The sequence below is a fragment of the Halomonas sp. LBP4 genome (genome assembly GCF_003202205.1).
In the GTDB taxonomy this organism is placed as follows: Bacteria; Pseudomonadota; Gammaproteobacteria; order Pseudomonadales; family Halomonadaceae; genus Halomonas; species Halomonas flagellata.
Map to the genome: position 1 here is coordinate 1,325,076 of NZ_PDOG01000001.1, position 14,541 is coordinate 1,339,616.

Annotated in this window: 13 protein-coding genes and 1 pseudogene; 8 read left to right on the top strand and 6 right to left on the bottom strand. The window is 66.8% G+C overall.

Annotation, left to right across the window (positions count from 1 at the left end; translation table 11 throughout):
- Position 1: 1 nt before the first annotated feature.
- Together CR157_RS06100 and CR157_RS06105 are read right to left on the bottom strand one after the other, a co-directional pair.
- A complete protein-coding gene (locus CR157_RS06100; protein ID WP_110282590.1) occupies positions 2-928 on the bottom strand; it encodes an AAA family ATPase in 927 nt (308 codons plus the stop codon).
- Positions 925-1,470 (bottom strand): NUDIX hydrolase, encoded by a 546-nt coding sequence (locus tag CR157_RS06105; RefSeq protein ID WP_110282591.1) that lies wholly within the window; start codon positions 1,468-1,470, stop codon positions 925-927. The genes CR157_RS06100 and CR157_RS06105 overlap by 4 nt, the downstream gene beginning before the upstream one ends.
- A 132-nt stretch (positions 1,471-1,602) precedes the next feature.
- Between CR157_RS06105 and CR157_RS06110 the strand changes: the two genes are divergently transcribed.
- Positions 1,603-3,249 (top strand): acyl-CoA dehydrogenase family protein, encoded by a 1,647-nt coding sequence (locus CR157_RS06110; RefSeq protein WP_110282592.1) that lies wholly within the window; start codon positions 1,603-1,605, stop codon positions 3,247-3,249.
- Here the strand turns inward: CR157_RS06110 and CR157_RS06115 are convergent.
- Both CR157_RS06115 and CR157_RS06120 read right to left on the bottom strand, forming a co-directional pair.
- The gene (locus CR157_RS06115) at positions 3,189-4,418 is read right to left on the bottom strand and encodes an EAL domain-containing response regulator (RefSeq protein ID WP_110282593.1); all 1,230 of its coding nucleotides are present in this window, start codon (positions 4,416-4,418) and stop codon (positions 3,189-3,191) included. The two genes, CR157_RS06110 and CR157_RS06115, sit on opposite strands and share 61 nt — an antisense overlap.
- Before the next feature lie 91 nt (positions 4,419-4,509).
- Positions 4,510-5,133, bottom strand: a complete 624-nt coding sequence (locus CR157_RS06120; protein ID WP_110282594.1) for a LysE family translocator — start codon at positions 5,131-5,133, stop codon at positions 4,510-4,512.
- 284 nt (positions 5,134-5,417) lie between these two features.
- On the opposite strand from CR157_RS06120, the gene CR157_RS06125 reads away from it, so the two are divergent.
- The 7 genes and pseudogenes from CR157_RS06125 (at position 5,418) to CR157_RS06150 (ending at position 10,020) form a co-directional block, all read left to right on the top strand.
- A complete protein-coding gene (locus CR157_RS06125) occupies positions 5,418-6,275 on the top strand; it encodes a DUF4922 domain-containing protein (RefSeq protein WP_110282595.1) in 858 nt (285 codons plus the stop codon).
- A gap of 289 nt (positions 6,276-6,564) precedes the next feature.
- Positions 6,565-6,795 (top strand): hypothetical protein, encoded by a 231-nt coding sequence (locus tag CR157_RS06130; protein WP_110282596.1) that lies wholly within the window; start codon positions 6,565-6,567, stop codon positions 6,793-6,795.
- A 392-nt stretch (positions 6,796-7,187) separates the two neighbouring features.
- A complete protein-coding gene (locus tag CR157_RS22530) occupies positions 7,188-7,343 on the top strand; it encodes a hypothetical protein (RefSeq protein WP_181421975.1) in 156 nt (51 codons plus the stop codon).
- On the top strand, positions 7,333-7,947 hold the full coding sequence (locus CR157_RS06135; protein ID WP_110282597.1) for an exopolysaccharide biosynthesis protein: 615 nt from the start codon (positions 7,333-7,335) through the stop codon (positions 7,945-7,947). The genes CR157_RS22530 and CR157_RS06135 overlap by 11 nt, the downstream gene beginning before the upstream one ends.
- Before the next feature lie 102 nt (positions 7,948-8,049).
- Positions 8,050-8,172, top strand: coding sequence for a hypothetical protein (locus CR157_RS22965; RefSeq protein ID WP_258364075.1), 123 nt, complete (start codon positions 8,050-8,052; stop codon positions 8,170-8,172).
- Between the two features lie 3 nt (positions 8,173-8,175).
- On the top strand, positions 8,176-8,388 hold the full coding sequence (locus CR157_RS06140) for a hypothetical protein (RefSeq protein WP_110282598.1): 213 nt from the start codon (positions 8,176-8,178) through the stop codon (positions 8,386-8,388).
- 653 nt (positions 8,389-9,041) lie between these two features.
- A pseudogene (locus CR157_RS06150) lies at positions 9,042-10,020 on the top strand (IS1595 family transposase).
- 298 nt (positions 10,021-10,318) lie between these two features.
- On the opposite strand, the gene CR157_RS22535 reads toward CR157_RS06150, so the two are convergent.
- Together CR157_RS22535 and CR157_RS06155 are read right to left on the bottom strand one after the other, a co-directional pair.
- The gene (locus CR157_RS22535) at positions 10,319-10,468 is read right to left on the bottom strand and encodes a hypothetical protein (protein ID WP_181421976.1); all 150 of its coding nucleotides are present in this window, start codon (positions 10,466-10,468) and stop codon (positions 10,319-10,321) included.
- A complete protein-coding gene (locus CR157_RS06155; protein ID WP_181421977.1) occupies positions 10,465-14,436 on the bottom strand; it encodes a PAS domain S-box protein in 3,972 nt (1,323 codons plus the stop codon). The genes CR157_RS22535 and CR157_RS06155 overlap by 4 nt, the downstream gene beginning before the upstream one ends.
- Positions 14,437-14,541 lie beyond the last annotated feature (105 nt).

The following is a 14,541-nucleotide window of genomic DNA, read 5'->3' on the forward strand; positions in this document are numbered from 1 at the left end:
GCTACCCCATCACCGGCACGCGAACGAGCAGGTGGCGCGCCAGGGCCTCGCCCTCCTCGCGCCGCCCGCTGCTGAGGCGATGCCCCGCCACCGCCACCCAGACCGCCTGGACGTCCTCGGGCAGCACATGGTCGCGTCCCTCGAGCAGCGCCCAGCCCCGCGCGGCCTGCAGCAGCGCCAGCACGCCGCGGGTGGAGAGCCCCCAGGCCAGCTCCGGATGCTCGCGGCTGGCCGCTGCCAGCGCCTGGACATAGTCGAACAGGGCCTCGGCCACATGGATATCGGCCAGGCGTGCCTGCCAGGCCTGCAGCCGCTCGGCATCGAGCAGCACCGGCAGCGAGGCCAGTTTCACCCGCCCGGCCTGGCCACGCAGGATCTCCCGCTCGGCCCGCGGGTCCGGGTAGCCCAGGGAGAGGCGCATCAGGAAGCGGTCGAGCTGGGATTCCGGCAGGGCGAAGGTGCCCGCCTGCTCCTGGGGGTTCTGAGTAGCGATGACGAAGAAGGGGTCCGGCAGCATGCGGGTCTCGCCCTCCACGGTCACCCGCCCCTCCTCCATCGCCTCGAGCAGGGCGCTCTGGGTCTTGGGGGTGGCCCGGTTGATCTCGTCGGCCAGCACCACCCCGTGGAACACCGGCCCCGGGTGGAAGGTGAAACGCGCCTCGCGGGGATCGAACACCGAGACCCCCAGCACGTCGGCAGGCAACAGGTCGCTGGTGAACTGCAGACGCTGCATGTCGAGCCCGGTGACCCGCGCCAGGGCCTGGGCCAGGGTCGTCTTGCCGAGCCCCGGCAGGTCCTCGATCAGCAGGTGGCCGCGGCACAGCAGGCAGCAGAGCGCCAGGCGCACCTCCCGGGACTTGCCCAGCACCACCCCCTCGAGGGCGGCGACCACCGCCTCGAGGCTGTCGATCCGCGCCTGGCGGTTCATGGCGCCGGCTCCAGGGCGCCGGCCTCGAGCAGCGCCTCCACCGCCTGGCGGGTATCCGGGGTGACCGCCTCCAGGGCCAGCGCCTCGGCGGGGGGCAGCCAGAAGGCGTCGGCGACCTCCTCGGCCTGCAGCGTCAGCGGCCCGTCATGGTCGACCAGGAAGAGGCTGCCGAAGATATGGTGGCCGCCCTCGGCGTGGACGAACTCCCGCACATGGCGCAGCGGCACGCCATGGATGCCCAGTTCCTCGGCCAGCTCGCGGCGGGCCGCCACATGGACCGCCTCGCCGGCCCCCACCACGCCACCGGCGGCCAGGTCGAGCCCGCCCGGGAAGACCTCCTTGGTCAGGGTGCGGCGCTGCACGCAGATCTCGCCGCGGGCATTGCGCACCACGATGTAGGTGGCGCGATGCCAGAAACGGAAGCGCCGCATCTGCACCCGGGAGGCACTGCCACAGGGGCGGTTGCGGGCATCCACCAGTTGGATGCTCTCGTCGGCGATGCGTGGCGTCGGCAACGCCTCGGGCCGGAGGGCGTCGGTCATGGCATTCTCCCTGCGAAATGCCTTCAGCCTAACCAGTCCCGTCGACAGCGTCACGCGCAGGCAGCGCCGCGTTGACCCGGAGGCTCCCGGCCACCATGCTCGAAAGAGGCAGGTAACAGGGAGTCTTCGCCCATGTCCGACCATGCCCCCCGCACACGACTGGCCACCCACGAGGTGACCAACCAGCCCGCCCCCGGTGGAGACCGCGACCTGCTCGCCACGGACCTGCCCCTGCGCGAGGCCCTGGGCCGTGAGGCCCCCGACTGGGTGGCCCGGCGCCTCGCGGCCCTGGGCCGCGAGACCGGCAGCGCTCGCGTCCAGGCGCTGGGCGAGGCGGCCAACCGCCACCCGCCGGAGCTGCGACTCTTCGACCGCCATGGCCGGCGCCTCGACGAGGTGCTGTACCATCCCGCCTACCACGAGCTGATGCACCTGGCCATCGACCATGGCTGGCATGCCGTGGCCTGGCAGGAAGAGGGGCGCGGCGGCCACCAGGCCCATGTCGCCGCCCTCTACCTGCTGACCCAGGCCGAGCCCGGCTTCTGCTGCCCGATCACCATGACCCATGCCGCCATGCCGGTGCTGCGCCAGTCATCGCGCCTGGAGGCCCGCTGGGCCACCGGCTTGCTGGCCTGGGACTACGATCCCCGCCCCCTGCCCGCCGCCGACAAGAGCGGGCTGACCTTCGGCATGGCGATGACCGAGAAGCAGGGCGGCAGCGATGTTCGCAGCAATGCCACGCGCGCCGAGCCCGGGGAGGATGGCTGGTGGCTGACCGGCCACAAGTGGTTCTGCAGCGCGCCCATGTCCGATGCCTTCCTGACCCTGGCTCGCAGCGACGAGGGGCTCTCCTGCTTCCTGGTGCCGCGTTTTACCCCCGACGGCGAGCGCAACGCCATCGAGCTGCAGCGGCTCAAGGAGAAGTGCGGCAACCGCGCCAACGCCTCGGCGGAGATCGAGTACCGCGGCGCCTGGGCCGAGGCGGTGGGCGAACCGGGCCGCGGCGTCGCCACCATCCTGGCCATGGTGCAGCAGACCCGCCTGGATGCCGCCACCGCCCCGGTGGGCATGATGCGCCAGGCGCTGGGCGAGGCGTGGCGCCACGTGCGCGAGCGCCACGCCTTCGGCCGCGCCCTGGCCGAACAGCCGCTGATGCGGCAGGTGATCGCCGACCTGGCGCTGGAGGTGGAGGCCGGCCTGGCGCTGGTGATGCGCACGGCCCGGGCCTTCGACGGCATGGACCAGGAGCACGAGCGTGCCCTGGCTAGGGTGCTCCCCGCACTGGCCAAGTACTGGCACAACAAGCGCGGGCCGGGCTTCATGGCCGAGGCCATGGAGTGCCTCGGCGGCATCGGCTACGTGGAGGAGACACCGCTGGCCCGGCTCTACCGGGAAGCGCCGGTGAACTCGATCTGGGAGGGGTCGGGCAACGTGATCTGCCTCGACCTGCTGCGGGTGTTCTCGCGCCACCCCGAGGCGGTGGCCGCGCTGCGCATGGAGCTCGCCCAGGCCCATGGCCAGCAGGACGACTTCGACCGCGCCCTGGCCGGGCTGGAGCGCGAGCTGGCGCGCCCCGCGGAGGAGCTCGAGCCCCGGGCACGCTGGCTCGCCCAGCGCCTGGCCCAGTGCCTGCAGGCCGCCCTGCTGCTGCGCCACGCCCCGCCCGAGGTGGCCACGACCTTCTGCCGCGCCCGGCTCGGCGACGAGGCCGGGCCGGCCTACGGGGTGCTGCCCAGCGACGCGCCGCTGGCGGCGATACTGGAGCGGATCGGCAGTTGAGTGCGGGCTAGCTCGGGGATCGCCTCCGCCGGCACCGGCCGCGACAGGCCGAAGCCCTGGACGTGGGTGCAGCCGTAGCGCTCGAGAAGCGCCAGACAGCTCAGCTCCTCGACCCCTTCGGCCACCACGCGGATGCCCAGCCGGCGGCCGAGCAGGGCCACCGCCTCGACGATGGCGGCATCCTGGGACTCCTCGTGCAGATGGCCCACGAAGCTGCGGTCGACCTTGAGTTCGCTGATCGGCAGCAGCTGCAGCCGGGAGAGCGACGAGAAGCCCACGCCGAAATCGTCCACCGAGACCTCCATGCCGTTGAGGTGCAGCCGGGCGGCGACCTCGCTGCCCAGCAGCTCGTCGTCCATGGCCGCGGTCTCGGTGATCTCGAGCACCACCAGCGGTGGCTCGCCCGGGGCACGGTGCCGGGTCAGCGCCAGCAGGTCGGGGCTCATCAGGTCATCGGCGGTGACGTTGACCGACAGCGACAGCACCAGCCCCATCTGCCTCCACTGCTCGGCATCGGCCAGGGCCTGCCGCAGCACGTGGCGGGTCAGACGCTTGCTCTGGGCCGTGGTGAGCAGGGGCAGGAAGCTGGCCGGTCCGAGCAGTCCGATCTCGGGATGGGCCCAGCGCACCAGGGCCTCGACCCCGCTCAGGCAGCCCGAGGCAAGCTCGAACTGGGGCTGGTAGTGAACGGTGAGTTCCCGCCGCTCGAGGGCCTGCTCGAGCTCCTCGGTGGTGAACACCGGGTCGCCCTCGACCTCCGCCGGCGCTTCGCGGCCGACCCGCAGGCTACCGAGACGCTGGCGCAGCTCGGTCAGCCGCATGGGCTTGTCCAGCGAGCCCAGCATCTGCAGCCCCAGGGTCAGGCCGACGCGCTCGGCGATGCGCACGATCTTGCGCTCCACCCCGCTGAGCAGCAGTATCCGCCCCCGATAGCGGCGCTCGGCCAGCAGCCGCAGCATGGCGATGCCGTCCAGTTCGCCGAACTCCAGGCTCATGATCACCAGCTGCGGCTGACAGTGGGCGATCTCGTCCAGCAACTGGGTTCCCTGACGGTAGTAGCGGCTCTCCATGCCCAGTACGTGAAGCTGCAACGACAGGACGGCGGCCACGTCGGGGTCTGCTTCCAGAACCACCGCCAGTGCCCGCGTCTCGTTCGACAGTTCGTTCATCGACAGGATTTCCGGTCAGGCAACAGGCTTGAGCGTAGCACCGACGCCGGGCGGCGACACCTGCAGAAACTGTCCCGCATCAACGTTCCCGTCATGAACCGCCGAGCGGTCCGGCCACCACCCGCAGCGCCAGGGCCAGCAGCAGCACCCCGGTGATGCGATTGATCCAGTGGGCCCGGGCCTGCAGCCAGGGCAGCACCCGGGAGTGCGACAGGCTCACGGCCACCAGCACGTACCAGCCACCGTCGATGATCATCGCCGTGAGCACGATGACGGCCTTGGCCGCGACGCTCATCTCCGGGGTGACGAACTGGCTGAGCAGGGCGACGAAGAACAGGATCAGCTTGGGGTTGCCCAGCGCCACCAGCACGCCCTCCCGGGCTGCCTGGCGCTGGGTGGTGGCCATGGCGGTCGCCTCGAGGGGCCCGGCACGCCCGGCGCGCAACGCCTTGATGCCCAGCCAGGCGAGGTAGCCGGCCCCGGCCCAGGTAATCGCCTGGAACAGGGGCGGGACGCGCACGACCAGGGCTCCCAGGCCCCAGACGGTCAACAACGCATAGAAGCCGACACCGCACGCATGGGAAACTGCCGCCACCACGCCCGGCGCGCGTCCGCCACCCAGGGTATGACGCAGCACCAGGGCCAGGCTGGGGCCCGGTGACATGGCGCCCATGGCGCAGATCGCCACCAGCGAGATCCAGAGGGAAAAGGGCATGTCCGATCGACTCCCGGGGGTGTCAGCGGTGGAACTGCTTCTCGCGCTCCGGCTGCCACAGGATGGCATCGAGCCGATTGATCGTGGGGGGACGGGACGACACGAAACCTCCTTCAATGCCCGGCCAGCGGTCCAGGCGCCATAATAGTGATATGACGGCATCAACCAACAAAAACAGCCCTCCACCCGCGAGAGGTGAAGGACTGGTGTCTTCTGCATCATAGGGCCTCGGCACCGCCTTTGAAAGCCCCGCTGGGGAGGTATATCCGTCAGGGAGGAGCGCAATGGACGATCTCTGGACACGCACCCACCAAGTGAGTGCAGCGGCCCTGGCCAGCGGCGCGTTGCAGCCCATCGCCACCGAGTGCCTGACGCTTCGCGAGAACGGGATCCCCTTTGCGATCCGGATCCTCGGCAGCCTGGCCGACAAGGAGCGGGCCCGGGAACGGCTCGCCCGTGCCGGCCGGCAGGACGTCGATCCCTTCCTGCCGCCCGACCCGGCGCTGCTGGTCAGCGAGGCGGGCCCGGCACACCTCTGTGTGCTGAACAAGTACTGCGTGATCGAGCACCACCTGCTGCTGGTCACCCGCGCCTACGAGCCCCAGCGGCGGGTACTGAATGCCGCGGACTTCGCCGCCCTCGCCACCTGCCTGGCCGACGGCCCGGCCATGGCCTTCTACAACAGCGGCCCGGAAGCCGGGGCGAGCCAGACGCACAAGCACCTGCAGCTGCTGCCGCGCGGCGACGCCATGACGCTGCCCTTCGAGCCGCTGCTGACGCGGGCGGCCACGCGGGGCTCGCCCACCGCGCCCGAGATGGCGTTCGCCCACCGGCTCGTCGCACTGCCCGACGGCCTGCTCGCCCGGCCGGCGCAGGCGGCGGGTTGGCTGCATCGGTGCTATCGGGAGCTGCTCGAGGCGCAGCACCTGGTGGTGGCCGCCGACGGCAGCGTGACGCATCCCTACAACCTGCTGCTGACCGAGAGCTGGCTGATGCTGGTCCCGCGCCGGCGCGAGCGGACGGGGACGGTCTCGATCAACGCCCTGGGCTTTGCCGGCGCGCTGCTGGTCAAGAGTCGGGAGCAGGCCGAGGCGCTGCGGCGCGAGGGGCTGATGCGGGCCCTGGTGTCGGTGGCCGGCTGATCCCGGGCGACAGCGCGATGGCGCCCGGCGCCACCGTCGATACCGCTCTCGGAGGCTCACGATACGGTGGCTCACGGCGATCCTCGCTGGTCGGATAGCCGAGGAGCACAGAGTTAGGGAACGGTGTTTACAAACACTGTTTTTATACTACACTAAGGATAGGGACGATGCCAGGCGCAGACACGATTTCCGCTCCCGCTGGCACGGGCTGCAAGAGCCTTACCTGCAGATAATGGAAAGCATCCTGAGCCAGCGCCCTGCACAGGATGCTTGAGGAGGGACAGCCATCATGACCATCGCCATTGCCACCCCGCTCGCACCCAACTGGCAGCACGTCCATGCCGACTGGTGGCAGGACGATCAGGGCAACGACATCCATCGTGTCGAGATCGATGGCGTCGCACTCTATCACTGCCACTTCGCCGGTTCGCCGCTGCCGTGGGATGCGGTGGCCACGAGCCTGGACGAGGCCATGACGGTCGCCTCGAGGGCCCGGGCACGCTCGGCGCGCAACGCCTAGATGTCCAGCCAGGCGAGGTAGCCGCCATCACCGAGGATGACGCGCTGCAGATGCTCGGCGTCGAGCCGATTGATGACAGCCCTCCACCCGGCAGCGGGCAAAGGAGTGTGATAACCACTCCCCTACGTCATCCCGGGCCACCGGGACAGCCCCGCAGGGCAATCGCAGTTACCCAAAGCGAGAGGCGCCGGAGACAGGTCGAAGAGGGGGTCCTATTCCATGGATGGAATCGGTAGCGCCCAAGGAGGGGTTCACAGCGCCCCCTCGCCGACCTGTCGCCGGAACAGCCTCGAGCGTTACCGCCATCTGCGATAGCCCTGGACAGCCCCGGCGGCTGCACTCCCGCGCGGGACGCCGGTACACTGTCGGCATACCCGACGATGGAGCCCTTCATGAACGTCCGCACCTTCGCCTTCGCCCTGCTGCTGCTCGGCCTCGTTCTGGTGGTCTTCGGCTGGCTGACCACCAACCCGGCGGCGCTCGTGGGGCTCACCCTGATCGCTCTCGGCGTGATCCTGCTATGGACCCGGAGGCAGAATGCCGAGTGACATCCCCGACGAGTCACCATGCGAGTCCCCGACCGACCTGACCGGCCTGCTGGCACGCATGCAACAGGCCGGCCAACGGGAGGAGAGTGTCAGCCTGGACGCCTTGCTCGACAGCGTGGGCCGGCGCTCCTTCGCCCCCTTCCTGCTGCTCGCCGGGCTGATCACCCTGGCGCCCATCCTGGGCGATATCCCCGGGGTGCCCACCCTGATGGCCAGCCTCGTGGTGCTCTCGGCCGTGCAGTTGCTGGTCGGCCGCGATCATGTCTGGCTGCCGCGCTGGCTGCTGCAGCGCCGTATCGCACGCGAGCGCTTCGTGCAGGCCACCCGCTGGATGGAGCGCCCGGCCGGCTGGGTCGACCGCCTGCTCAAGCCGCGGCTCACCTGGCTGACCCGGCCGCCTGCCCACCTGCCGGTGGCCCTGACCTGCCTGCTGATCGGCCTGGCCATGCCGCCCATGGAACTGGTGCCCTTTACCGCCACCGGCGCAGGCCTGGCGCTCACGCTGTTCGGCCTGGCCCTGCTCGCCAACGACGGCCTGCTGGCCCTGCTGGGCTATGCCCTGACCGGCGGCACCCTGGGCGTGGTGATCGCCAGCCTGGTCTAGGACGCCGCCACACTAAGCCCTCGAGCACGAGCGGGCCCTGGCTGGCACCAGGCATCCACTCCCAGGCGCTGCGCCGGGGTTTGCAACCCTATACCAAGGTCGATGATCAAAACTCTTTGCAAGGTAGCCCCCCGGGTGCTGCCTTTAACCATGTGGGCCGACGCATCCCACGCCGGCGACACCCCGAAGGCCATCGACTACCTGAACCCCCTCGAGGAGGCCTGACCCATGACCCGATGCAACCACACTGAAACTCGCCCAGTCGGCGATGACTGCGCTTTCGCGGGCCCAGTCACCCGCGAGCACGAGAATCCCGCGGCACACGGCAACATCACCCGCACCGAGCGCTGCGTACTCTGCGGCGCCGAGCGGAGCGTGAACATCAATGGCATCCACGAGGAGTACGGCGAATGGGATGAACCGTTCGACGACGAGGACTGAAGGACCCGGTGACTGTCGGATTTGACCGATCGTCGCGAGAGATGCGGATTTCGTGGGGGGACGATCCGGGCATGCCGGTTCGGGGGATGACGGCTGCGCGTCAGACAGGGTCCGCAGGGCGTGCCAGACCTCGGGAGTGGATCACCGAAGTGTCACACCTCAGGCTCTGATCCAGGCCTGTAACCCGCTGAACCCCATGGCCATGGGGCGCGCAGGTTACGTGGTACCGGCGGTCGGACTCGAACCGACAAGGGCTTGCACCCGGCGGATTTTGAATCTGTTTTTCGACAACTCTAGGCCGCGCTTGCTACGGGCACTTGTCGATAAATCAACCACTTGCACTCTTACACTGCTTACACACGGAACGTAGTTTGGCTGCTGTCTGCGACCAAACTGCGACCACATGACATCGGCTATTGCAGCGGACGAGCGTCCGCTGCGTAGGAGACGGTTCTCTATCGTGGGCATTTCCAACACAAGGACTGCTCTTCCCGGCCTGCTCCCGAAGCGAAGGCGTCTCAATCAGCCGCCAGACCATTAGCTATTCATCATGGGTCAGATAGCAAGGGATTACCTGATTACTCATGTTGATCCGCCATCGCACCAGCCTGTGGCTATATTGGAATCATATGGTCCGTCAGGGAGTTAGCGTCATGGCTCGCAATCCCATCCAGTTCCAGCCCGGGCTGTCGTTGCCGGCGTTTCTCGCGCAGTACGGCACCGAAGCGCAGTGCCAGGCGGCCCTCTTCCAGCATCGCTGGCCCAAGGGGGTCGTGTGCCCCGACTGTGGCAACACCACCGGCAGCCTGCTCGCGCGCGGGGTGTACCAGTGCCATCACTGCCATCATCAGACCTCGCTCACCGCCGGCACCCTCTTCCATGCCACGCACCTGCCGCTCACCACCTGGTTCCTGGCCATCTACCTGCTGACCCAACGCAAGAATGGCCTCTCGGCCCTGCAGTTGTCCCGGTAGCTCGGCGTCAGCTACAACACCGCCCGGGAGCCTGGAAGCCTGGAAGCCTGGAAGCCTGGAAGCCTGGAAGCTCAAGCACAAGATCCTGCAGGTCATGCTCGAGCGTAACCAGGGTGAGACGCTGGTGGAATGCATTGAGATCGATGACGCCTACCTGGGCGGTGAACGCTCGGGAAAGCCCGGCCGCGGCGCCGAGCACAAGGTCCCGTTCGTCGCCGCGGTGCAGATCGATGAAGAGGGCCATCCCCAACGCGTCCAGTTGCGTCGCGTCAGCGGCTTCACTCGTACCGAGGTCCACCGCTATGCCCAGTTGGCCATCATCCCCGGTAGTCAGGTGATCAGCGATGGCGTGGGGTGTTTCCGGGCCTTCGATACGCCGCTCTACACCCATGAGCGCCTCATCACCGGCGGTGGCCGGGCTAGCGCCCAGATCCCCTTCAACTGGGTCAACACCGTGCTAGGCAACGTCAAGAACGCCATCACCGGCAGCTACCATGCGATCCGTGGCCACCATGCCCCGCGCTACCTGGCCGAGTTCGAGTACCGCTTCAACCGTCGCTATGACCTTACGGCCATGATCCCGCGCTTGCTGACCGTGGCGGTCAGAACACCGCCGATGCCGTATCGGCTCCTGAAGCTGGCTGAGCCATATGCGTAATCAGGAGGGATTATGAGTGCAACCAAGCCATTTTGGGGAACGCGCCTGCAGCGCATAACCCTGGAATTTCAAAGGTTAAATAATTCCATGTAGTACATAGCTCACACAGGGAGCATCCGATCAGCAACCATGCCTCACCTATGCTGCCGCAGCATGGGAAAAATTAGCAGAATCTACTTTTCGTACAAAACCTAAGGCCGTGGCAGGCGCCATCCGCCGCGGGAAGGGAGTGTCACCGGCCTGGGGCGGGTCAAAGAACAGCGCATCCACCCCCCAGGCCAGTGCGAAAGACGTACTGTCAGAGTGTCAGCAGCCCCAGCGACACCACGACCGCCGCCAGGCTCCAAGTCAGCCAGCCCCAGAGAATCGCTGCCGCCACCACGGCGACTAGCCAGGCCAAGGAGGCGGACATGGCAGGCAAGAGGCCGCCGGTAGTTGGCCGCATCATTCGACCTCCGACAAGACCTTACGGACCTTGGCCGCCAGCTCCTGTCGGCGGTAGGGCTTGCTGAGCAACTGTACCCCCGGGTCCAGGCGGCCGTGATGCACGATGGCATTCTCGGTATAGCCGGAAGTGAAGAGTATCTTGAGGCGGGGCCGAAGAACGCTGGCCCGGTCCGCCAGCTGACGACCGTTGATGCCACCGGGCATGACGACGTCGGTAAACAGCAGGTCGATGTCTGCTTGTGCTTCAATGATCGCCAAGGCGTGTTGCCCCGACCCTGCGCTGGTGACCCGATAGCCGAGTCCTTGCAGCAGGGTAGCGACATGCCGGCGTACCGGGGCATCGTCCTCCACCACCAGGATGTGTTCGTCGCCGCCCTCGACCAAGGACGATGTCGTAGCGTCGACCGCCATCGCCGCCCCCGCCCGGGCGCGGGGGAAATACAGTTTGACGGTGGTCCCTTCGCCGGTCTCGGAGTAGATCTTGATATGCCCCGCGGATTGTTTGACGAAGCCATATACCATGCTCAGACCCAGTCCACTGCCCTTGCCATCCTTCTTGGTGGTAAAGAAGGGCTCGAATGCCTGCCGGGCGACGTCTTCTGACATCCCCGTTCCCGAGTCCGACAGGGAAATCAGCACGTACTGCCCTGCCTTGACCTCCCGGTGATTGTCCGCGTAGCTGTCGTCCAGCATGGCGTTGGCGGTCTCGATGGTAAGTCGTCCCCCGCCGGGCATGGCGTCACGGGCATTGAGGGCCAGGTTGAGAATCGCCGACTCGAGTTGGCCGGCGTCGAGGTCGACGCTCCACAGCCCTCCTGCCTGAACCAGCTCAATTTCGATGCTTTCAAGCAGGGTCCGTCGTATAAGCTCTTCCATGCCCGCCACTAGCCGGTTGACATTCAAGACTTGCGGCTCCAATGCCTGGCGACGAGCAAAGGCCAGTAGGCGGTTGGTGAGCTCGGCCCCACGAGACGCGGCACTGGCTGTCATGTCAGCCAAGGCGCGAAGCTGGGGGGTAGCGGTCAGTTCCTCCGCGAGTAGCTCGGCGTTTCCCAGGATCACCGTCAGGAGGTTATTGAAGTCGTGAGCCACGCCGCCGGTGAGTTGTCCCACCGCCTCCAGCTTCTGGACCTGGCGAAGCTCTTCGGCCACCTGCCGTTGCTGGGTGATGTCCTGCATGCTACCCATCATCCGCACGGCTTGGCCGTCGCTGTCCCGTAGCACAAAGCCGCGGTCGATCACGGTGCGGGAGCTCCCGTCCGCGTGCAAGAAGCGATATTCGTCGCTCCAGTTACTCGCCTCGCCCTCAATCACCGCATGGATACCGGCCAGGACGGCTTCCTTGTCCGCCGGGTGGATCCGGTGGGCCCAGGACTCGGGGCCGAGTTCCAGCCGGCTTCGATCATGGCCGAACAGGGTCTCAATGCTTTCATTCCACCAGACCTTGCTTTGCACCAGGTCCCAGTCCCAAATGACGTCGTTGGTGGCCCGGGCCACCAGGTGGAAGCGCTCTTCGCTGAGGCGTGTGGACTCCTCCAGGCGTTTGCGCTCGGTAATATCCCGTTCGACGGAGACAAAATGCGTGGGATGGCCTGCGTCGTCGGTCAAGGGCACGATATCCAGCTCCAGCCAGTAGGGCTCGCCCCCCTTGGTGTAGTTGACTAGCTCCTCCCGGACCGGCTCTGCGCGGTGCAGCGCCACCTTGATCCGGTCCAGCGCCGCGCGGTCCGTATCGGGACCCTGCAAGAGTCGGGGTGTGGCACCGATGACCTCGTCTCGGTTGTATCCGGTCAGGCGTGTAAAGGCCTCATTGACATAGACGATCCGGGGGCCCTCGGGACCTTCGATGGGCGTCGCTTCGGTGATCAATAGCATGTCGCTCTGTCGGGATACGGCGACTTCCAGCAGACGCAACTGCTTCTCCCGCTCGTGCTCGCGGCTGATATCGGAGAAGTACACCGCCAGGCCGTCTGGCACGGGATGGGCGTCGACCCTGAAGAGCGCGTTCAGTGGCTGGAAGTGGGCGGTAAAATGCTCACTCTCCTGTCGCGCCAGGGCCCGCAGGTAATGTCTCTGGAAATGGGGGGTGTCCTCGAAGGGGAAAACGACGTCCAGGGGCTTGCCGATCATCGCCTCTCGAGGTTTTTCCAGCACCTTTTCCGCCGCCGGATTGGCGAAAACGAAGCGCAGCGCTTCGTCCAGCAGGATGAAGGGATCGCGCATGTTCTCCAGTGTGAGATGTAACCTCTGGGTCAATTCCTCGTAGGCGCGGCGAGCCCCGATCTGCTCGGTAATGTCCTGGAAGCCCCCCTGTACCGCAACGATCTCCCCCGCTGAGTTTCGTTCCGCTTCGCCGATCGAACGCACCCAGCGCCGGTTGCCCCGGGCGGTGATGATCTGCAGGATTTCGTCGAAAGGCGTTCCGGTTTCAACACAGCGGTTGAATACCCGGGAAATCGTGTCCCGATACTCGGGGGCATAGAACTCGATCCCCTCTTCGACGGGGTATCGTGGCGGTACCCCGTCGATCTCGTGAATACTGGCGGTTTCTTCCGACCACTCCACTGTTCCTTCCTTCAGGTCGACCCGCCAGCCGCCCAGGCTGGCGGCCTTGCCGGCGATCCGCGAGAGGCTCTGGCCACGGGAAAGGGCGGCGGCAGTCACCTCCTGATCCGTCACGTCCTGGACCACGCCGGTCAGCTGGCGCCGCCCCTCGACCTCGGCCAACTCCGCCAGCCCCTTGACGTAGATGATGTCACCATCCGGCCGCAGGATGCGATGCCGAAACTCGAAGTGATCACCGGGATCGGCCAGCCACTCCTCCAGGTGGCGCACCAGTGCCTCCCGGTCCGCGGGGTGCACCAGCGTTAGATAGCCTTCCATGTCACCCACCTGAAATGATGTGTCGACGCCGTAGATGCGATGGACGCCGTCCAGCCAGGTCAACTGCCGGGTGTCAAGGTCCATTTTCCAGACGCCGAGCCCCATCAAGCGCTGTGCCGCCCTCAAGTAACTCGTCTGCTCGACGAGCTGTTCGTAGGCCGTCCGCAGCTCCCGAGAGCGCAGGGCGATATCCTGGCGCAGGTGGGAGGCCCGATCCTCCAGCGCACTCAGAGCTGGCTCCTCGCCCGTCTCCCTGACGAAGTCGGTGACGTCTTCCACCCGGTGAATGATCAACTCGATCTTCCCGTCTGGTCCGTTGACGGGGGTGTTGACCGGGCTCCAGAAGCGCTCCTCGAAGCCGCCGCCCCGGCTCGCCGGCCGCGGGATGGGGTATCGCAGAACGGCCATGACATCGGTCAAGCCACTGGCTTCCACTCGGGACAGGGAGGCGCGAAGATGGCGGGTACCGTCCACCTCGGGGTCGTTCGGGTCATCCGGAAACACCTCGAACAACGGCTTGCCCAGGATGGCCTCTCTTTCGGTCATGGTGGCCTGGAGGTAAGCATTGGAAACGGCGACGATCCGATAGCTGCCGGGGTTGAGCACCAGAAACCTGCCAGGCGCCGCTTCGAAGAGGGCGCGGAAAAAATCCGTGCTGGTCTCGGTATCCCATAGAGGGCTTTCCTGTTGGGAGGATGACCGATTCTCCTTTCCCGCCCCAATTGGACTGATGTCGCGTATCGACACCACCAGCATCTCGGCGGAATCGGTCCCGTGTAGCCGCCAGTAGACTCGAGCCTCGAGAACCTCACCGCCCCGGCATCTTATTCGCCAGCTATCTTTCGCTTCCGGGGAGCGTTGCGGGAAGTCTTTCACCGCCATCCTCAACCCGGCCAGATCGCCGCTCAAGATGATGTCCGGAATCGACATAGCGACCGACAGTTCGGGGTCGTAGTCAAAGGTTCCGACGGCGGCACGATTGGCGCCCTGGATCGTCAGGCTCACCGGGTCACAAATCCACACCGGGTCGGAGACGGTATCGAACAGGGCGGCAATCTCTAGAGGCCGTCGGGAAAAGGCTTCCATAACTGACTCCTGCGGCTGGGGCCCGGACAAGAAATAGTCGTTTTCTTTAATGCACCACGAAGAGATCCGCAAGAGGCCCCGCGATAGACGCGACCTCTGCAAGTC